At 47.9% G+C, this 15,611-nt stretch carries 19 protein-coding genes; 5 read left to right on the top strand and 14 right to left on the bottom strand.

What is annotated here, in order from left to right:
- Positions 1–6: 6 nt before the first annotated feature.
- The gene (gene fur / locus KNO61_RS02635) at positions 7–486 is read right to left on the bottom strand and encodes a ferric iron uptake transcriptional regulator (protein WP_012726507.1); all 480 of its coding nucleotides are present in this window, start codon (positions 484–486) and stop codon (positions 7–9) included.
- Between the two features lie 112 nt (positions 487–598).
- Positions 599–1,129, bottom strand: a complete 531-nt coding sequence (locus KNO61_RS02630) for an NUDIX domain-containing protein (protein WP_159562421.1) — start codon at positions 1,127–1,129, stop codon at positions 599–601.
- 72 nt (positions 1,130–1,201) lie between these two features.
- On the opposite strand from KNO61_RS02630, the gene KNO61_RS02625 reads away from it, so the two are divergent.
- A complete protein-coding gene (locus KNO61_RS02625; RefSeq protein WP_214872570.1) occupies positions 1,202–2,032 on the top strand; it encodes an aldo/keto reductase in 831 nt (276 codons plus the stop codon).
- A 5-nt stretch (positions 2,033–2,037) separates the two neighbouring features.
- Here KNO61_RS02625 and KNO61_RS02620 read toward each other — a convergent pair whose 3' ends face one another.
- Complete coding sequence (locus KNO61_RS02620) at positions 2,038–2,586, bottom strand: PadR family transcriptional regulator (protein WP_082131999.1); 549 nt, start codon at positions 2,584–2,586, stop codon at positions 2,038–2,040.
- A gap of 123 nt (positions 2,587–2,709) precedes the next feature.
- Here KNO61_RS02620 and KNO61_RS02615 point away from each other — a divergent pair, with 123 nt between their 5' ends.
- Entirely contained in the window at positions 2,710–3,024 is a 315-nt protein-coding gene (locus KNO61_RS02615) for a thioredoxin family protein (RefSeq protein ID WP_074033245.1), read from the top strand.
- A gap of 102 nt (positions 3,025–3,126) precedes the next feature.
- On the top strand, positions 3,127–3,480 hold the full coding sequence (locus KNO61_RS02610) for an outer membrane protein assembly factor BamD (RefSeq protein WP_214684077.1): 354 nt from the start codon (positions 3,127–3,129) through the stop codon (positions 3,478–3,480).
- A gap of 16 nt (positions 3,481–3,496) precedes the next feature.
- Here the strand turns inward: KNO61_RS02610 and KNO61_RS02605 are convergent, their stop codons facing one another.
- The 9 genes from KNO61_RS02605 to KNO61_RS02565 all read right to left on the bottom strand — a co-directional run bounded on the left by KNO61_RS02605 (position 3,497) and on the right by KNO61_RS02565 (position 11,791).
- A complete protein-coding gene (locus KNO61_RS02605) occupies positions 3,497–4,423 on the bottom strand; it encodes an NAD(P)/FAD-dependent oxidoreductase (RefSeq protein WP_214684075.1) in 927 nt (308 codons plus the stop codon).
- The gene (locus KNO61_RS02600; RefSeq protein WP_214684074.1) at positions 4,420–5,001 is read right to left on the bottom strand and encodes a CDP-alcohol phosphatidyltransferase family protein; all 582 of its coding nucleotides are present in this window, start codon (positions 4,999–5,001) and stop codon (positions 4,420–4,422) included. Before KNO61_RS02600 ends, KNO61_RS02605 begins: the two co-directional genes overlap by 4 nt.
- Positions 4,994–5,881, bottom strand: coding sequence for an ABC transporter ATP-binding protein (locus KNO61_RS02595; RefSeq protein WP_214684072.1), 888 nt, complete (start codon positions 5,879–5,881; stop codon positions 4,994–4,996). Before KNO61_RS02595 ends, KNO61_RS02600 begins: the two co-directional genes overlap by 8 nt.
- Positions 5,878–6,585, bottom strand: a complete 708-nt coding sequence (locus tag KNO61_RS02590) for an ABC transporter permease subunit (protein ID WP_214684070.1) — start codon at positions 6,583–6,585, stop codon at positions 5,878–5,880. The genes KNO61_RS02595 and KNO61_RS02590 overlap by 4 nt, the downstream gene beginning before the upstream one ends.
- Positions 6,582–7,355: an ABC transporter permease gene (locus KNO61_RS02585; protein WP_214730572.1), complete on the bottom strand. Its 774-nt coding sequence runs from the start codon at positions 7,353–7,355 to the stop codon at positions 6,582–6,584. Before KNO61_RS02585 ends, KNO61_RS02590 begins: the two co-directional genes overlap by 4 nt.
- Positions 7,342–8,517 carry an ABC transporter substrate-binding protein gene (locus tag KNO61_RS02580; RefSeq protein WP_214684066.1) on the bottom strand — a complete coding sequence of 392 codons (1,176 nt, stop codon included), beginning with the start codon at positions 8,515–8,517 and terminating at the stop codon, positions 7,342–7,344. The genes KNO61_RS02585 and KNO61_RS02580 overlap by 14 nt, the downstream gene beginning before the upstream one ends.
- Positions 8,518–8,531: 14 nt before the next feature.
- On the bottom strand, positions 8,532–9,275 hold the full coding sequence (locus tag KNO61_RS02575) for an SDR family NAD(P)-dependent oxidoreductase (RefSeq protein ID WP_214684065.1): 744 nt from the start codon (positions 9,273–9,275) through the stop codon (positions 8,532–8,534).
- Entirely contained in the window at positions 9,272–10,246 is a 975-nt protein-coding gene (locus KNO61_RS02570) for an MBL fold metallo-hydrolase (protein WP_031423403.1), read from the bottom strand. The genes KNO61_RS02575 and KNO61_RS02570 overlap by 4 nt, the downstream gene beginning before the upstream one ends.
- A 108-nt stretch (positions 10,247–10,354) precedes the next feature.
- Entirely contained in the window at positions 10,355–11,791 is a 1,437-nt protein-coding gene (locus tag KNO61_RS02565) for an NADP-dependent glyceraldehyde-3-phosphate dehydrogenase (RefSeq protein ID WP_078147068.1), read from the bottom strand.
- A 222-nt stretch (positions 11,792–12,013) separates the two neighbouring features.
- Between KNO61_RS02565 and KNO61_RS02560 the strand changes: the two genes are divergently transcribed.
- Positions 12,014–12,895, top strand: coding sequence for a chemotaxis protein CheV (locus KNO61_RS02560; protein ID WP_078147069.1), 882 nt, complete (start codon positions 12,014–12,016; stop codon positions 12,893–12,895).
- Positions 12,896–12,930: 35 nt separating this feature from the next.
- Here the strand turns inward: KNO61_RS02560 and KNO61_RS02555 are convergent, their stop codons facing one another.
- Positions 12,931–13,293, bottom strand: a complete 363-nt coding sequence (locus KNO61_RS02555; RefSeq protein WP_251030789.1) for an Hpt domain-containing protein — start codon at positions 13,291–13,293, stop codon at positions 12,931–12,933.
- Between the two features lie 156 nt (positions 13,294–13,449).
- On the opposite strand from KNO61_RS02555, the gene KNO61_RS02550 reads away from it, so the two are divergent.
- Positions 13,450–14,385 carry a magnesium transporter CorA family protein gene (locus KNO61_RS02550; protein ID WP_078147071.1) on the top strand — a complete coding sequence of 312 codons (936 nt, stop codon included), beginning with the start codon at positions 13,450–13,452 and terminating at the stop codon, positions 14,383–14,385.
- 37 nt (positions 14,386–14,422) lie between these two features.
- On the opposite strand, the gene KNO61_RS02545 is transcribed toward KNO61_RS02550, so the two are convergent.
- The gene (locus KNO61_RS02545; RefSeq protein ID WP_074036772.1) at positions 14,423–15,535 is read right to left on the bottom strand and encodes a PP2C family protein-serine/threonine phosphatase; all 1,113 of its coding nucleotides are present in this window, start codon (positions 15,533–15,535) and stop codon (positions 14,423–14,425) included.
- Positions 15,536–15,611: the final 76 nt, after the last annotated feature.

The following is a 15,611-nucleotide window of genomic DNA, read 5'->3' as shown; positions in this document are numbered from 1 at the left end:
TCTGCATTAACCGTTGATGACTGCTTTATGACCTTCGAGTGTGACGCCTTTTGCTTGGCATACTTTACAGATACCGTGAAACGTCAAGCGATGGTCTTTAATCAAAAATTCGTATTTACTCTCGACTTTTTTCTCAACATCGACGAGCAAGTCTTCCATGATTTCCTCGACCGAGCCGCATTCGACACAGACGAGATGGTGGTGCGAATGGTTCGCCCCTTCTGGACGTAAGTCAAAGCGTGCAACTCCGTCACCGAAGTTGACTTTATCGACCACGCCGAGCTCTGTCAATAATTCTAATGTGCGATAAACTGTTGCGAGTCCAATTTCTGGTGCGATGCTTTTCACGAGCATGAAGACGTTCTCCGCACTTAAATGGTCACTCTCATTCTCAAGTAAGATACGTACCGTCGATTCACGTTGTGGTGTTAATTTATATCCTTTGGCGCTCAATTGCTGTTTAATTCGTTCAATTCGCGTTTCCATAAGGCGCCCCCTCTTTACATAGTTCACTACACAAAGCATACCGAAGTTTTACTCAATTTTCAATTTAAAATCATTACTATGTAAGTTTATCATTTAAGTACTTAGATTAGAATTATTTCAATCTAGACAATTGCCACCATTGGATTGCCATAATTGTCTTGGCGTCGGTAATGATGCCTCGGTCCAGTAAATCGACGGCTTCATCAAATGAGTATCGTTTCACATTTAAAAATTCATCTTCGTCTAAATTCATCTCACCGGCAGATAACCCTTTTGCGACATATACATCGACCCGCTCACTGCAGAACCCGGGTGCCCCGTAGAAAGAAAAAATCTTTTCAAGCGATTCCGCCGTGTAGCCCGTCTCCTCTTCTAGCTCGCGCTCGGCACTCGCCATCGGCTCTTCGCCTTTTTCCAACTTACCGGCTGGAATCTCAAGCGACATCGATTCAAACGCTTTTCGGTACTGCTCCACCATGACGATGTTGTCCGATTCATCAATGACGAGTACAGCGACGGCTCCATTGTGATAGACGAGTTCACGTACAGACGTGTTTCCGTTCGGAAGGGAAACGACATGCTTTTCCACATCGAAGATTTTGCCTTGATAAATGACTTCCCGCTCAATCGTTTTTTCTTCCATATGATTACTCCTCACTTTTCGATATACTCTGATTATGAGTCAAACCTACATTTCGAACAAGGAGGAATCCAAATGAGTGAACTCGGACTCGGAACGATGACGATTTTGAAACATGGGGAGAAAGAGGCAAAGAATATCCTGGAAACGGCCATTCAATCGGGGATTCGCCATATCGATACGGCAGACGTCTATGAACGACAAGCTGTCGAGCGTGTAATTGGGGAAACGTTGGGTCAAGAGCGACAACACTTATTTTTGGCGAGTAAAGGTGGCAACGAATTGACTGAGGAGGGCATGCGTTGGAATCCTGATCCGTCCTATTTAGAGGAAGCATTGCACGGATCGCTCGAGCGATTGCGAACCGATTATCTAGATTTATATTATATACATGGCGGCACGCTCGAGGATGACCTCGACGCAACGATTGAATGGGCACAAAAACAAAAACGAGATGGTCTAATCCGACAAATCGGACTCTCGTCGATTCGTCCGAACGTCATCAACCATTGGGTCAAATCCGGTACCCTCGATGTTCTCATGACACCGTATTCCCTACTCGACCGCCGGGCAGAGACGCTCAACATTTCAATCCCCATCGTCGGTCGAGGGGTTCTTGCCAAAGGCCTATTAACGGATGAATGGGAGACGCGTCTCGGAGATAAGGGATTTGAGACGTGGCGAAAAGAGGACCTCGCAAGTGAATTGGCGATGATGCCGACACCGATTCAAGCCTATGCACTCGAAGCTGCAAAACGGTTCTGTGACGTCGTCTTACCAGGCGCCTCTTCAGTCAAGCAATTGAACGAAACGATTCGTTCATTTGAGACCAAAACCGATGATGAAGTGCTTGATCGCTTACTCGCTCGTTTACCGGTTCACCCATACACAAAACACGTGACCTGATCCGCTCAGGTCACGTGTTTTTCGTTGCGTGCTTGAATCTGTTCAATCGCCCAATCCGCCCATCCGGCATAGTTCTCCATCATTCGGATCGCATACTCGCTCGTCAGCAAATAGCCAAGTGTATCCTCGTCCGATTGATGTTCTTCTTGAAATAGTCGAATCTGTTGTGCGACCTGCTCATGGTGCGCCTTTGTCTCTTCGATGTACCGGACCGCTTCTTCAACCGGCAACAATTGAAGCAAACTGACCCGTAAGAGGTTTTCATCCTTCATTTTCGGTTGGAACGACGTTGGTTGACGTAACCAATTGATTAACTCCTCACGTCCTTGATCCGTGATGGAGTAGATTTTTTTGTCTGGCAACTCCTGTTGTGAGACATGTTCCGCCGAAACGAGTGCTTCTTCTTCCATCTTTAACAGTTCCCGATAAATCTGTGTATGGTGGGCGTTCCAAAAATGAATCATCTGTGCCTTGAACGTCGCGTTCAAGGCATACCCGGTCGCAGGCTGATGGGTCAATAACCCGAGCAATGCGTGACGTAACGCCATATCCATCACCTTTTCCTTCTCATGCTATTTTTATTAGTGTATCACATTCTCAAACGGTTTCGAGAATGCCAATCTGTTGACGACCCGTTAAAAACCCGACAAAATAGATAGAAGAAAGGAGAGTTGTCTATGCAACCGATTCATTCATCACAACAATTTGACGAAGCCACAAAAGATCACGGAATGGTGGTCTTCACTACATCATGGTGCCCGGACTGTAAACGTCTAGACATGTATGTCGATGAGCTCGTCAAGGACTATCCACAATTTAACTGGCACATCGTCGACCGCGACGAACTCCCAGAGCTATCTGATGCGCAAGAAGTTCGCGGCATCCCTTCACTTCTATACTATAAAGACGGGGTAAAACAAGAACACCTCCACTCGGCAAACGCCAAGACGGAGATGCAAATTCGTTCATTCCTCGATACGATTCAAGCATGACCTGATTCCTGCAGACCTATCGGCTGCAGGATTTTTTTGTACATGCCTGTCTCATCTACAACTATACTGTAAGAAATAACCAAACGAGAAAGGAGAATAATCATGATTCGAACCAGCCTTTTTACCGCACTCTGTTTCGCCATCTTCATGTTAGTCGGCTGCACACAAACATCCTCCTTATCATCCATGCCACCGGATGATGAGAAAGCCATCATAAATAGTGCAATTGAATATCTAAACAATATGGATTGGCTACCGATCGATGAAGACGGGAAACAGGCCACGATTCAATCCATCACAGTCGACGATCGTTTTGAATTAGTTGATTCACGTTTTGAAGGAACACAGGCCTGGATAGTCACGTTTCCTTCTGATTCACAGCGCACGGTCGAGATTCCACAAGTGCTCGTTGAATCGGAATCGAACGAAGTGATCGGCTATTTGCCAAGCGAATGACGCTTTAGGCCTCCGACTACTTGTAGTGCCGAACATATCGCGAGTCAATGAAACGCTTCACATAATATGGAAGACGTCCATGCCACGTGAACTGTCCAAATGTCAGCAAGGCACGACCTGGTGTCGTCAATAGTATATTCATCGATTGACGTCTTCGAAATGGTTGACTCGTCTCACTGAGTAAGCGCTTGGCGACAAAGCGCCCCGACCTGACAGCATCGACACCTCCATTTAAGCAGGATGCCATATCTCCTGTTACATAAATATTCGAAAACTGATGATGACGTAAATATTCATCCGTCGCTATAAAATTGTCAGGTTTTGCAAGCTCGGATTCAGCCCACCATTCTACAGGAACAACACCAGTCGCATCTAGCAGGAGCCCCTCCGATGCGTCATCTTGAAGCCGTTGTTTAACGACCATAATGCCTGATTTCACTAGAAGACGTTCAATTTGTTTCTGTCTATGGAGCGGCACGTCTGGCAAAATCCTTTTTGCATACAGCGTCACGTCTTTCGTCATTGCGCACGTAAACGCCAATTCTACACCGGCCTTGCCCCCACCGACAATCGTCACTACCGAACTCGAATCGATACGGTCAAGTAAAGCTTGTGACATCGGTTTAAGCGGTGTCCCAATGCCTCTACTCTTTGCACCAGTCGCCAGCACAAGTTGATCGTAGTGAAACAAGCCCTGTTCCGTTTGAACGGTTTGCTGATGAGGGTCAATTGAGATAACCCGTTCTGCGACCGGTTCAAGTCGTGGCAATTGGACTGTCGCGGAGTTCATGAGCCCGGCAATCACTTGTGGGAAGGCACCTGTATACACCGTCTGACGTTCTCCGATGAATTGAACTTCGTAATACCCTCGAATCTCATCAAGACGGTCCAAAATTTCAATCTGTCCGTGACCGAGTCCTGCCAACATCAATACTGGTTTCATCGCAAAATTCTCCGCGCCTCGATGAATCGTTGCGTGATTGTCATCACTTCAAGTACTAAAAAGATGAGTGCAATCCCGCCGACCCAGTTCGGGAAGAGAATCATCAATGTGAACAAGATGAAGCATTCCGTTCGTTCAATGATTCCAGGCTGATAATAAAATGTCTTCTCTGATCGCCTTGAACTACTTGCACCAACAGCCAAAAATAGCGTCATCGCAATGACAAATGATCCAATCAATATGAGAAAGATTGGCATGTATTCTGGATAGCGAAGTGCGAGGGCAATCACGACCGATAATTCGACGAACCGGTCTAAGACGAGGTCGAGCACCGTTCCAAAACCAGTCGTTTTGGATTTTCGTGCCATCGTTCCATCCAAGACATCAAACAAACCAGATAGCCACAATAAGATTACGGCCGTCCAGTGCATGTCATTATAAATAAAGATTCCTGTCGAAACCCCTATGATTCCGCCTAAAATGGTTACTTCATTCGGTGTAAAGTTCCATTTGATCAGTCGATTCGCCCCCCGTTCAATGACAGGTTGGACGTAACGACTCCCGTACGTATCAAGCATGGTATTCCTCCTTTCGTTTGATTCGATATGTCATTCCGATAACGAACCATTCATGCGTCGGTAACATGACCGACTTTCCATCTTGGAAATGATATTCTCCAAAGCACTGACCGAACCGATAAATTTTCTTCATCAATTGCACCGGTTCACCAATCGTTTCGGATATTTCCACCTCGGACAATGGTCGAAGTTTGCCATCGAGCATGACAAAGTCACCGAATCCAGGGGCGGTATCGTATAACTCCGCAACCGTCCCCGTACGTGTCACCTTGCCTTCATCAATTAGCGTCACCTGGTCTGCCATGAGCATCGCTTCTTCCCGATCATGAGTGACCAATACCGCCGTCAGGTTGAGTTCTTTCACTAAATCCCGGATAAAACGTTGCAAGTCGAGCTTGAGTTTCGGATCAAGGTTTGTAAAGGGTTCATCTAACAACAGTAGTTCTGGTTCAGCCGCTAAAGCTCGGGCAAGACTGACCCGTTGCTGTTCGCCACCAGACAGTTCGTGTATTTCGGCATCATATCGATCACCGAGTTGAACGACTCGTAACCAATGTTCCGCCTGCTTACGAGAACGTTCTCGGGTCACGAGCGTGACATTCTCTCCGACTGTCAAATGTGGGAACAATAATGCCGTTTGCGATAGCATCGTCACGCGCCGTTTATGCGCAGGGATATGGATTAAAGAACGGTGATTCCATTTCACGTCGCCGCTGTCAGCCGACTCAAGACCTGCGATGATTCGTAGAATCGTCGATTTCCCTGAACCACTCACACCGACGATTGCGTGGATGTCGTGAGGTTTAACCTCGAAGTCGACCCCATTTAGTATTTGTTTCGTTCCAAATTGTTTCCATAGATTTTGTACATTCAAACTCATTGAAGACGTCCTTTCAGCATACGCACCATATACCGATCCCATCCTGAGAGCAGGAAATAGAGGAGAACGGGGAATAGGATGAGCATCCATGTGTTCGAGAGAGCGAGACCACGATTGTTTCCCGCATAAGATTGATACAGTTCTGTCGTCACGGTCGGAATCAATCCTGCACCAATCAACTGAATCAGCGCGAATTGACTGAGCAAAATGACGGTCGTGAACAACGCGATGGTCCGCATCAATCTAGAAAAGAGCGGATACAACACGTAGATGACTCGCCGTCTCGATGGCAGAATCCGAGCTTGTTCCAAAAGTGGTCGGCCGATGACCGCCATTCCGTTGTAGGCGAGGCGGATTGAGTAGGGAATCGTCACGACTAGCAGGGCAAGGGTGACGCCGACATACGTCCCAATCAGACCAGCTTCCGCCAAGATCAGATAGAGGCCAAACAATGTGGCCAGCATCGGAATGAACAATGGTAAAAAGACGAGCCATTCGATGACATGTTTCCATTTGGAATCTGTCCACAGTAGCCACCACGCACACATCATCGCGAGCCACACGTTGATTCCAGATAAAATCACGATTAATCCGATCGTATGAACGATTGCCATGCTGTTCTCGATTTCGATTGTCGGGACTACGAAAAAGAGGCTGATAAACGGGATGAACGTCAAACAGATGAGAAGCCCTTGCCGAATCATCGTCTCACCCCACGTTCAATTCGTCTTCGTATGGATGCGGTCAATACGTAAGATAGGAATACACCGAATCCGACAAGACAGGTCCACATGAGGGCGACCGCATAAGGCTCTGTCGCCTCCAAATAGAGTCCCGTCGACAGTCGTTCGTATGCGAGGACACCGATTAGTTTCGGGTATGTCACACCGAGCAGTGCCGGAACCTCATACGCAAATGAGATGAAAGCAATTAAAATCCAGGTCGAGTCGAGCAATGGTTTAATCAAAAACGGCAACTCCCCATGTTTGAACTGGTCAAACGGAGAGAGTTGGAGCGTCTTCGCCATCTCGACGTAACCCCGATTCAATTGCTCATATGTCCCGAGCATCATTAAAAAGACGAACGGCGTCTCCTTCCATATGTAGGTCAGGATGACCGTGACATAGTCTCGTTCGTTCGCCTCAATCCATCCGATGCCGTTCGTCCCACTGAACAATAGCCAAAACAGATATGCAGCAGCGATGTGAGGAACAAACATCGGAAGTCGGAGTACAGATGATAGGAAACGCCAATTTTTTCGGACGACCGTTCTTGCAAGCCATGTCCCGATTACAAGCGATAACATGGTCGACACGCTAACGACATAAAGCGTCGTGACGAAACTATCGCGCCACGTCTCATCTGTCAAAAGCGAGCCCCAATCCGTTCCCGTTGCCTCTATGCCGAGAAAGACGAGGGCAGCGAGCGTGAGAAGGGATACCATGATCGTCACCGCAACACTACTTCGCAACACGCGGCCACTCCTCACGGACGATGTCAATCACATTCGGTCCATAATCCGGAATCGAACGTTCGAGCAATTGCTCCGAGTCCGGGTACGTGACACCCTCCCCTAGTTCTTCAAACGCGCGTTGGTCATTCACGTCAAGCTTCGTTAAGTCGAGTGATGTTCCATCTCCCCAATAGTCTGGTCCTTGTTTGACGAGCTGTGCTTCAGGAGACAACAGTTCTTGGAGAAGAACGAGCGCCCCATCTGGATTCGGGGCATTGAACGGGACTGCTAAGAAGTGTGTCGAGGCAATGGAGTGATCGAGGACGAGCGCGCGTGTCTCTTTCGGGAAGATTCCTTCCGTCACTTCCGCCTCGGCTCGGCGTTCGTTAAATCCCATCGTCATCCAAACTTCTCCTGATGCATAGAGCTGATCGAGTTGTTCGAGCGTCTTTGGATACGTTTGTCCGTCTTTCCACAAATTCGGAGACCACGCTTTCAAGTCGTCCCAGAACGAATCCTCAATGGTCGCTTTTTGGTCCAACTCGTCACCATATCGTGCATATAATAGATGGCGGACGAAGGCATTCCCCGTGAAATCTGTGACTTCAGGATACGTGAAACGACCTGGATTGTCTTCAGTCCAGCGACGTAGTTCCTCAAACGATTGAGGAGGATTGTCCACTTTCGCTGCATCGTAATGCAAGATGAATTGTACATTCCCCCATGCGAGCTCCAAGTCCTCTGTCGGGGTGCCGGCATCTGATTGTTGGGCCGTTTCGTTTAATAAATCGGCGTTCGGGACACGCTCCATCAATCCGTCTCGAAGAAGACCTGCCTCTTTCGCATTTCGGAAATTGTCGCCATTGATCCAGACGGCATCAATCGTCCCGACTTGTCTGTCCGCTTTCTTATCGAGTGATAATTGTCGGATGAATTCTGCCGTATCCATTGCGACACGGTTCAATTCGACATTGTAAGATTCCTCGAGACGAGGTGCCACGTAGTCATCGATGTAGCTGTTGATGCCCTCGTCCCCACCCCACATATATAGGTTGACGGTCGACCCTTCTGCCGTTGTTGCTGCTTTTTCAAACGAGTCCGAAAACTCAACTGCCTGTTCACTCCCACACGCTGCCACGAATGTGAGCATGACAGTTGCGAGCAGTACTCTCCATTTCCTCATCTTAATCCCCCTTTTTACTTTTTCTCAAATCCCCTTTTTGCGAGCATTTCGAACATGGTTGGACAGATTGCATACACATTCGCCCCTACGTTCATCCACCATGGCGCATTGATTTCGCGTTTTCGCTTACGACTTCCTCTGACAATCGCATCAGCCAATCGTTTCGGGTCAAGCATGATCCTTTGAACACTTTCAGCATATGTACCACTTTTATCAGCTCGATTAAAGAACGGCGTTGCAATCGGTCCTGGATTGACCGTCATGACGTGAATGCCACGGGGCTTCAACTCTAGCCTGAGCGCGTTCGAAAACTGTAAAAGTGCCGCCTTTGACCCTGCGTAGACGGCTGACTTAGGTGTCGGTACTTTCGCAGCCTGTGAACAGATGTTGACGATGATACCCTCTCGCTCCATCACTCGGGCGACATCTCGCGATAACAGCATCGGTGCGAGAGCGTTCACACGCATCGTTTCTTCTATCACATCCGTCGACTGATTGGTCACAAAATCAAATTCGGCCATGCCTGCATTGTTGACCCATACGTCAAATTTCCCGAACCGTTCGCTCACATCATGAACGAGAGCGGTTGACTTTGCGACATCCGCGCACATCCAATCCCCTTCACATGTTGCGGCAATCTTTTTTAACCGTTCTTCATTTCTTCCAATCAACAATACGTTGTATCCATATTCATAAAAAGAATGCGCCAATGCGGCACCGAGCCCGCTTGACGCACCAGTAATGACTACTCTTTTCACGACATCACTTCTTTCTTCGTATAAATCCATTTTTGATCATCTCGACGTCTCTCGATGTCGCCACGTTCCTCGAGTAAACTGAGTCGTGCAAACACTTCACTGAAGACGAGCGGCATCCCACGTCGCATCTTTCGTCCATATAACTTCATTGACCAATCAAAAACGCTAAGTCCATCTTCCCATTCGGCAAGCAATTGTTCACTGCGCTCATACCGTTGGCGAATTCGACTCTCGATTAAATCATTCGGATGGTGAATCGGTTCACCGTGTCCACTGACGACGAGCTTTAAATCAATCCCACGTAATTTTTTAAGCGAATCGATATAGAGAATGACGGGTGATGCAAATCCTTCGTCATCATACGGCTGTTCGATGAGCGGATTTGGTTCGACCTTATCGATGAGGTGATCTCCGGCAATCAAGACTCCTCCGGGACCAATCAACCCGAGCTGGTCACTGGCGTGTCCAGGTAAATGGATTGTCTGCCACGCCCCATCCGACGTTAACGCTTGCCCGTCCCCGAACGTCATCGTGACAGTCGTCGGTCCAATCCAGCGAAGCGCTTCGCGATAGTCTGGTAATTTTTCCACAAGTGGAGCCGGTGCCCCGAACGAGACGGCCAATTCATGTAAAAAGTGATTACCACGCTTCAAAAAGTTTGGGGTTTGCTCTAAGTATCGAACGAGCTTTTCATGCCCGTACACGGGGATGGATGCGTCGCGAAGACGCCATGCTTGTCCGGCATGATCAGCATGATGATGTGTCAAAAATAAAAAGTCGATATCCGCCAACGAGAGTTCAAGCTCTTCAAGTTGACGGTTCAACGAGGTCCACGCCTCTTCTGTGTCTGGTCCACAATCGACCATGAAGAAGCGGTTCATATGTTCAACGATATATACGTTCACGTTCCCGACTTCGAACGGTGTCGGGATATCGAGTCTTGCCAGTTGGCTAGAAATCCAGTCCGCCACGTCATCACCACCCCTTCTTCCTGTCTTTCTCCATTATACCCGTCTGAAAGATGCGTTTTCAATCAAACAAAAAAGAGGGAGATGTCTCTCCCTCATGAATGATCCATATTATAGGTTGATGACCGTCACTTTATCACGTGTCATCGTCTCAAGGCTACGTCCGATTCCTTGAACGCCGAGTCCCGATTGCTTGACACCGATGAATGGGAAGTGGTCTGGACCGCGTTCTGTCCGTCCGTTCACTTGGACCGTACCGACTTCTAACTTATCAGCGACCGTGAAGGCGCTATTGACGTTTTGTGTGAAGACGCTCGCCTGAAGACCAAACTCCGATTCATTCGTGAGTGTGATCATCTCGTCGAGTGATTTCACACGGATGACCGGGAGGACCGGTCCGAACGGTTCTTCCCATGCGACACGCATATCTGTCGTCACATGATCAAGCAATGTCGGGTGAAGCAAGTTTCCTTCACGCTTATTACCGTAAACGACCGTTGCCTTTTTATTGACGGCGTCGTCAATCAAACCCTGTACATAATCCGTCGTCTTCGCATCAACTAAAGGAACGATGAAGCTGTTCTCTTCCGGTGAACCGACTGAAAGTTTTGCGACACGTTCTCTCAACATATCGACGAGCTCATCCGCTTGATTTTCAAGGACGAAGACGCGCTTGATTGCTGTACAACGTTGACCTGAATATGAGAACGCTCCGCTGACAATTTGGTCAGCTGCTAACGTCAAGTCTGCATCCTCTAAAACGAGGGCTGGGTCTTTCCCGCCGAGTTCGAGTACGACCGGTACCATCGACGCTTGTTGTGACAAATGTTGACCCGTACCCGTTCCACCTGTGAACGTGATCATGTCGATCCCTGGATGTGATGTCAAGTAGTCACCGATGACCGAACCGCGACCTGTCACGAGGTTCAACAGACCTTTTGGAAGACCGGCATCGTGAAGAGCCTCGACCATCTTGATCCCACTGATTGCACCTTGCGTTGCTGGTTTGAAGACTACCGCATTTCCTGTGACGAGCGCCGGCGCAATCTTAGCAGCTGCCAAGTTTACCGGGTAGTTGAACGGTGAAATCGCGAGGACGACACCGAGCGCTTCTTTCTTGATGATGGCCATCTTGTTTTTCGAGCCACCTGGGAATGAATCGCCTTGCATGAAGCCGCCATTGAAGCGAATTCCTTCTTCTGCCGTATAACGAATGATTTCCGCCGTCCGCACGACTTCCTTCTTCGCGTCGTTCAAGTTTTTCCCGACTTCTTGCATGATGATTTGACCAATCTCATCCACGCGTTCTTCGAGTTTTTCTGCCCATGCGTACAACAATTCAGCGCGCTTGTTGACCGGAAGCGCCGCCCATTCTTGTTGTGCACGTTTTGCGCCATGGATGGCTTCATCGACTTCATCGCGTGACATCGCTTGAACGCGACCTACGACTTCGTCTTTATATGGTGAAACGAGTTCAATCGTTTCGTTGCTTGAAGATTCCTGCCATTGACCATTCAATAAATATGGATATGTGTTCATACTCAACATCTCTATCTGCCTCCTGAGTAAGCTGTAATATCTCGTTGCCAACCCCATTGTATGCAGATTTTTTTCCATTGGACAACTATAACGATTCAGTTTATGAGATGTAAACGGTTACTATGAAACTTTTTGTGAATTCTGATGAGAGTTGACACTATTTTTACTGTAGATTCATCGATCGGATACCGATAGTAAAGATGAGAGTACGTGAAATAGGAGGGACTACCATTGAGCACTGATCATAATATTTTACTTGAAGCAGGAACGAACGAACTTGAAATCGTGATTTTCCAAGCTGGACCGTTCTTGTTCGGCATCAATGTCATGAAAGTACGTGAAATTATCACGATGCTTCCATTGACGCCACTCCCAGGTACACCGGAAGCCATCATGGGGTTAATCGAGTTGCGCGGTGAGGTCATGACCGTGATCGATCTTCCGATGGTCATCAGCCATCCACGTGAAGTCGGAAGTGATGATCGTTTGATTGTCTGCGAGTTCAACGGTGAGAAGTCGGTTCTTCGGGTCGACCAGGTAACCGAGATTAAACGCATCTCTTGGGAGCAGATTGACACGCCGTCCGATCTCGCACGTGGCGTTCAAGGCATCACGAACGGTGTTGTCAAAACAGGTGACCAGATGATCATCTTGCTCGACTACGAGCGAATCGCGCTCGAATTGTCACGTAAAGACATCATGGCTCGCGAATCTGTGAAGCGACTCGGTGCTCGTGAGCGCTCGAACAAGAATATTTGGATTGCTGAAGATTCAGAGATGCTCCGCACACTGATTCTTGACACGTTGGATGACGCGGGATACTTCAATACAACAGTCTTCAATAACGGGAAAGAGGCACTCGATGCGTTTGAACAAGAAGACGTCGAATGCGACCTCCTCATCACCGACATTGAGATGCCACAGATGGATGGACTTCATTTGACGAAGCGCCTCCGTGAGATGGACCGCTATGCAACGCTTCCAATCATCATCTTCTCGTCACTCATCTCGGATGACTTGAAACATAAAGGGGAAGCCGTCGGTGCGAACGCTCAAATCACGAAACCGGAAATCGGAATGTTGATTGCGACGCTTGATGAATTTGTAGGATAATAAAAAAGTTTGCGACATCTCGGTCGCAAACTTTTTTATGTGAATTGTTTGAAATGCGTATTCCACTCGCTTAAAAATCGCTTACTATGCGATTCGATGGTTGCCAACGTTTCGTTCGCTCCGTCTAGATGTGCGTTTTCTCCAGCCACTTCGAGGTCGTGGAAAAGAAGGGCCGTCTGTTCTAGACCAACTGAATAGGAGGCCCCTTTTAATAAATGGGCGAGTTGCTCGACACGAGAATAGTCTTTCGCCTCGACTGCCGATTGCAGTTCAGGATACTTCGCCTCCAACTGCTGGATATATGTGGTTGCAATTTTATTTAAAAAATCCATGTTTCCGTTTGCGATTTGGTGGAGCTCTGCTAGTTTTTCTTCATTGAACAGAGCGTCTTCGGGCATTCTAGTCAATGTAACCCCTCCTCAATAAACGATATTCCAATCGTTCATACTCACTGTAACACGTTTTCGGGAGAAAACAAAAAATCTCCTGCTTTGGATTGCACTCTTCATTTTGGCTACCTATAATAAGATTGAGTTAAGGTAGGAGGAAGATGCATGCTGACGATTTACCGTACTGACGCATCAGGCCATGTGGGTGAAATCGAAGACTTTGATAAAGGAAGCTGGATTCAACTCGTGAATCCGACAAAAGATGAGGCCGATCAAGTCATCGAGGCGTCCGGCATTCCAGAAGACTTTGTATATGACCCACTTGATATTGAAGAGAAACCACGTTTTGAAAAAGATGATGAAGGACTTCTCATGATCATCGACGTTCCGTATGTGGAGGAAGATGATACAGGTCGCACGTATAATACCATCCCGCTCGGTATCATCGTGACCGGACGACATTTCATCACCGTCTGCTCGCGAGATCTCGACGTGTTGAATTTGTTCGCTAACGGAAAGGCAAGACTGTTCCGAACGAACTACCGAAGTCGCTTCGTCTTTCAGATTTTACATCGGGTGAGTATGACGTATTTGCGTTTCTTGCGCCAAATCGACCGAAGAATGGACGAACTCGAGCAAGAGTTGCAGCGTTCGATGCGAAACCAAGAGATTTTCCAGTTGATGAACCTTCAAAAATCTCTCGTCTACTTCATGACCTCTTTAAAAGCGAACGATAGCGTCTTAGACCGCATCGTCAAGACACCGAGTTTGGAGAAGCATGAAGAGGACGAAGAACTACTCGAAGACGTTTTTGTCGAACACCGTCAAGCGATGGAAATGGCATCGATTTATAACGACATCATCAGCATCAAGATGGAAGCATTCGGATCCATCATTTCGAACAACGTCAACTTCGTCATGAAATTCTTGGCATCCATCACGATTGTCCTCAGTATCCCGACAATGATATCTGGAATTTTCGGGATGAACGTTCAAGTTCCATGGGAAGGACAACCGTTCGGATTCATCATGGCCATCACGATGATGATTGGATTTTCCGGTCTCGCCTTCTATATCCTTTGGCGAAAGCGATATTTCTAGCAAAAAAGAGCCTGACGCACGTTGCGTCAGGCTCTCTTCATGTGATTTTGACCGTGACGAGACACAGGTCGTCTTCAATCTCAATCTTTGGCACAAGCTGTTCAGCGACGTGACGACTATAGTCCAAACCGTATGTGGAAACGTCCTTCTCTAGCCAGCGAATCCCATCATCGATATCTTTGCTGTAACACTCCATGAGTCCATCCGTATACATGTGAAGCGTCATATTCGGTGTGATGTCAATCTCTTTCGACTCATAATTCGGTTCCTCGAACATACCGACTGGTACCCCTGTCGTCTCAAGACGACAGTTTCCTTCTTCTGACGTCACGATCACAGGGGGATGGCCTGCATTCACATATTCGATTCGACGCTTTGTCGTGTCGATGTAACAATAGACCGCCGTGAAGTAGCTGTGCATATCGTCACCAGAGAAGAGGAACGTCATCTGACGGTTCAACTCCGTCATGACGTCTACCGGGTACTGCACGTTCCCGACAAGCCCCGGTAGGATGGAACGGATCCCCATCGTGATGAGCGCCGATGAGACCCCGTGTCCCATGACATCAAAGATGATGACCCCGTATCGGTCCGGAGCGACCTGAAACCATGCGTACATGTCCCCAGCCAATTTTTTAGAAGGCAGATAGAGCGCCCGAACATCAATCTCTTCATTACTGATTGGTGGCGTAAGCGCGCTTTGTTGAATCTTCTGGGCGAGGTCCAAATCATACTGAAGACGGGCCTCATAAATTTTCCGTTCATCAACAGCCGCCTTATAACGGAGAGCAGAACGGATTCTTGCAAGTAATTCTGTTATTTTGATCGGTTTGGTCGTGTAATCTGACGCCTCCGCGTCGAGCCCCTCGGCAATCTGCTTCTCTTCCGTTCGTCCGGATACCATGATGACCGGCAACTCTTCAAAGTCAGCCATCTGCCGAATCCGCTTGCACGTCTCGATTCCTGAAATTCCAGGCATTTCGACATCCAACAGGACGAGATCATACAGCGATGCAGCTTGTGGGGCCATCAGTAAGTCGAGCGCTTCTTCCCCGCTCGAGACCGATACCGTCTCATAGTCGTGCTGGTGAAGCAGTTGCTCGAGTACGAGCGTATTGACCGGTTCATCGTCCACAATCAAAATCGCCATGACTATCCCTTCCTTCTTTACGTATTAATCTATATCGTATTGTACCATATCTTTTCATTCACACACGACATAACCG

It is taken from the genome of Exiguobacterium sp. s140, assembly GCF_018617035.1.
Lineage (GTDB): Bacteria > Bacillota > Bacilli > Exiguobacteriales > Exiguobacteriaceae > Exiguobacterium > Exiguobacterium profundum.
Note: the sequence above shows the minus strand (reverse complement) of the source record. Positions and strands in the feature narration are given on the sequence as shown.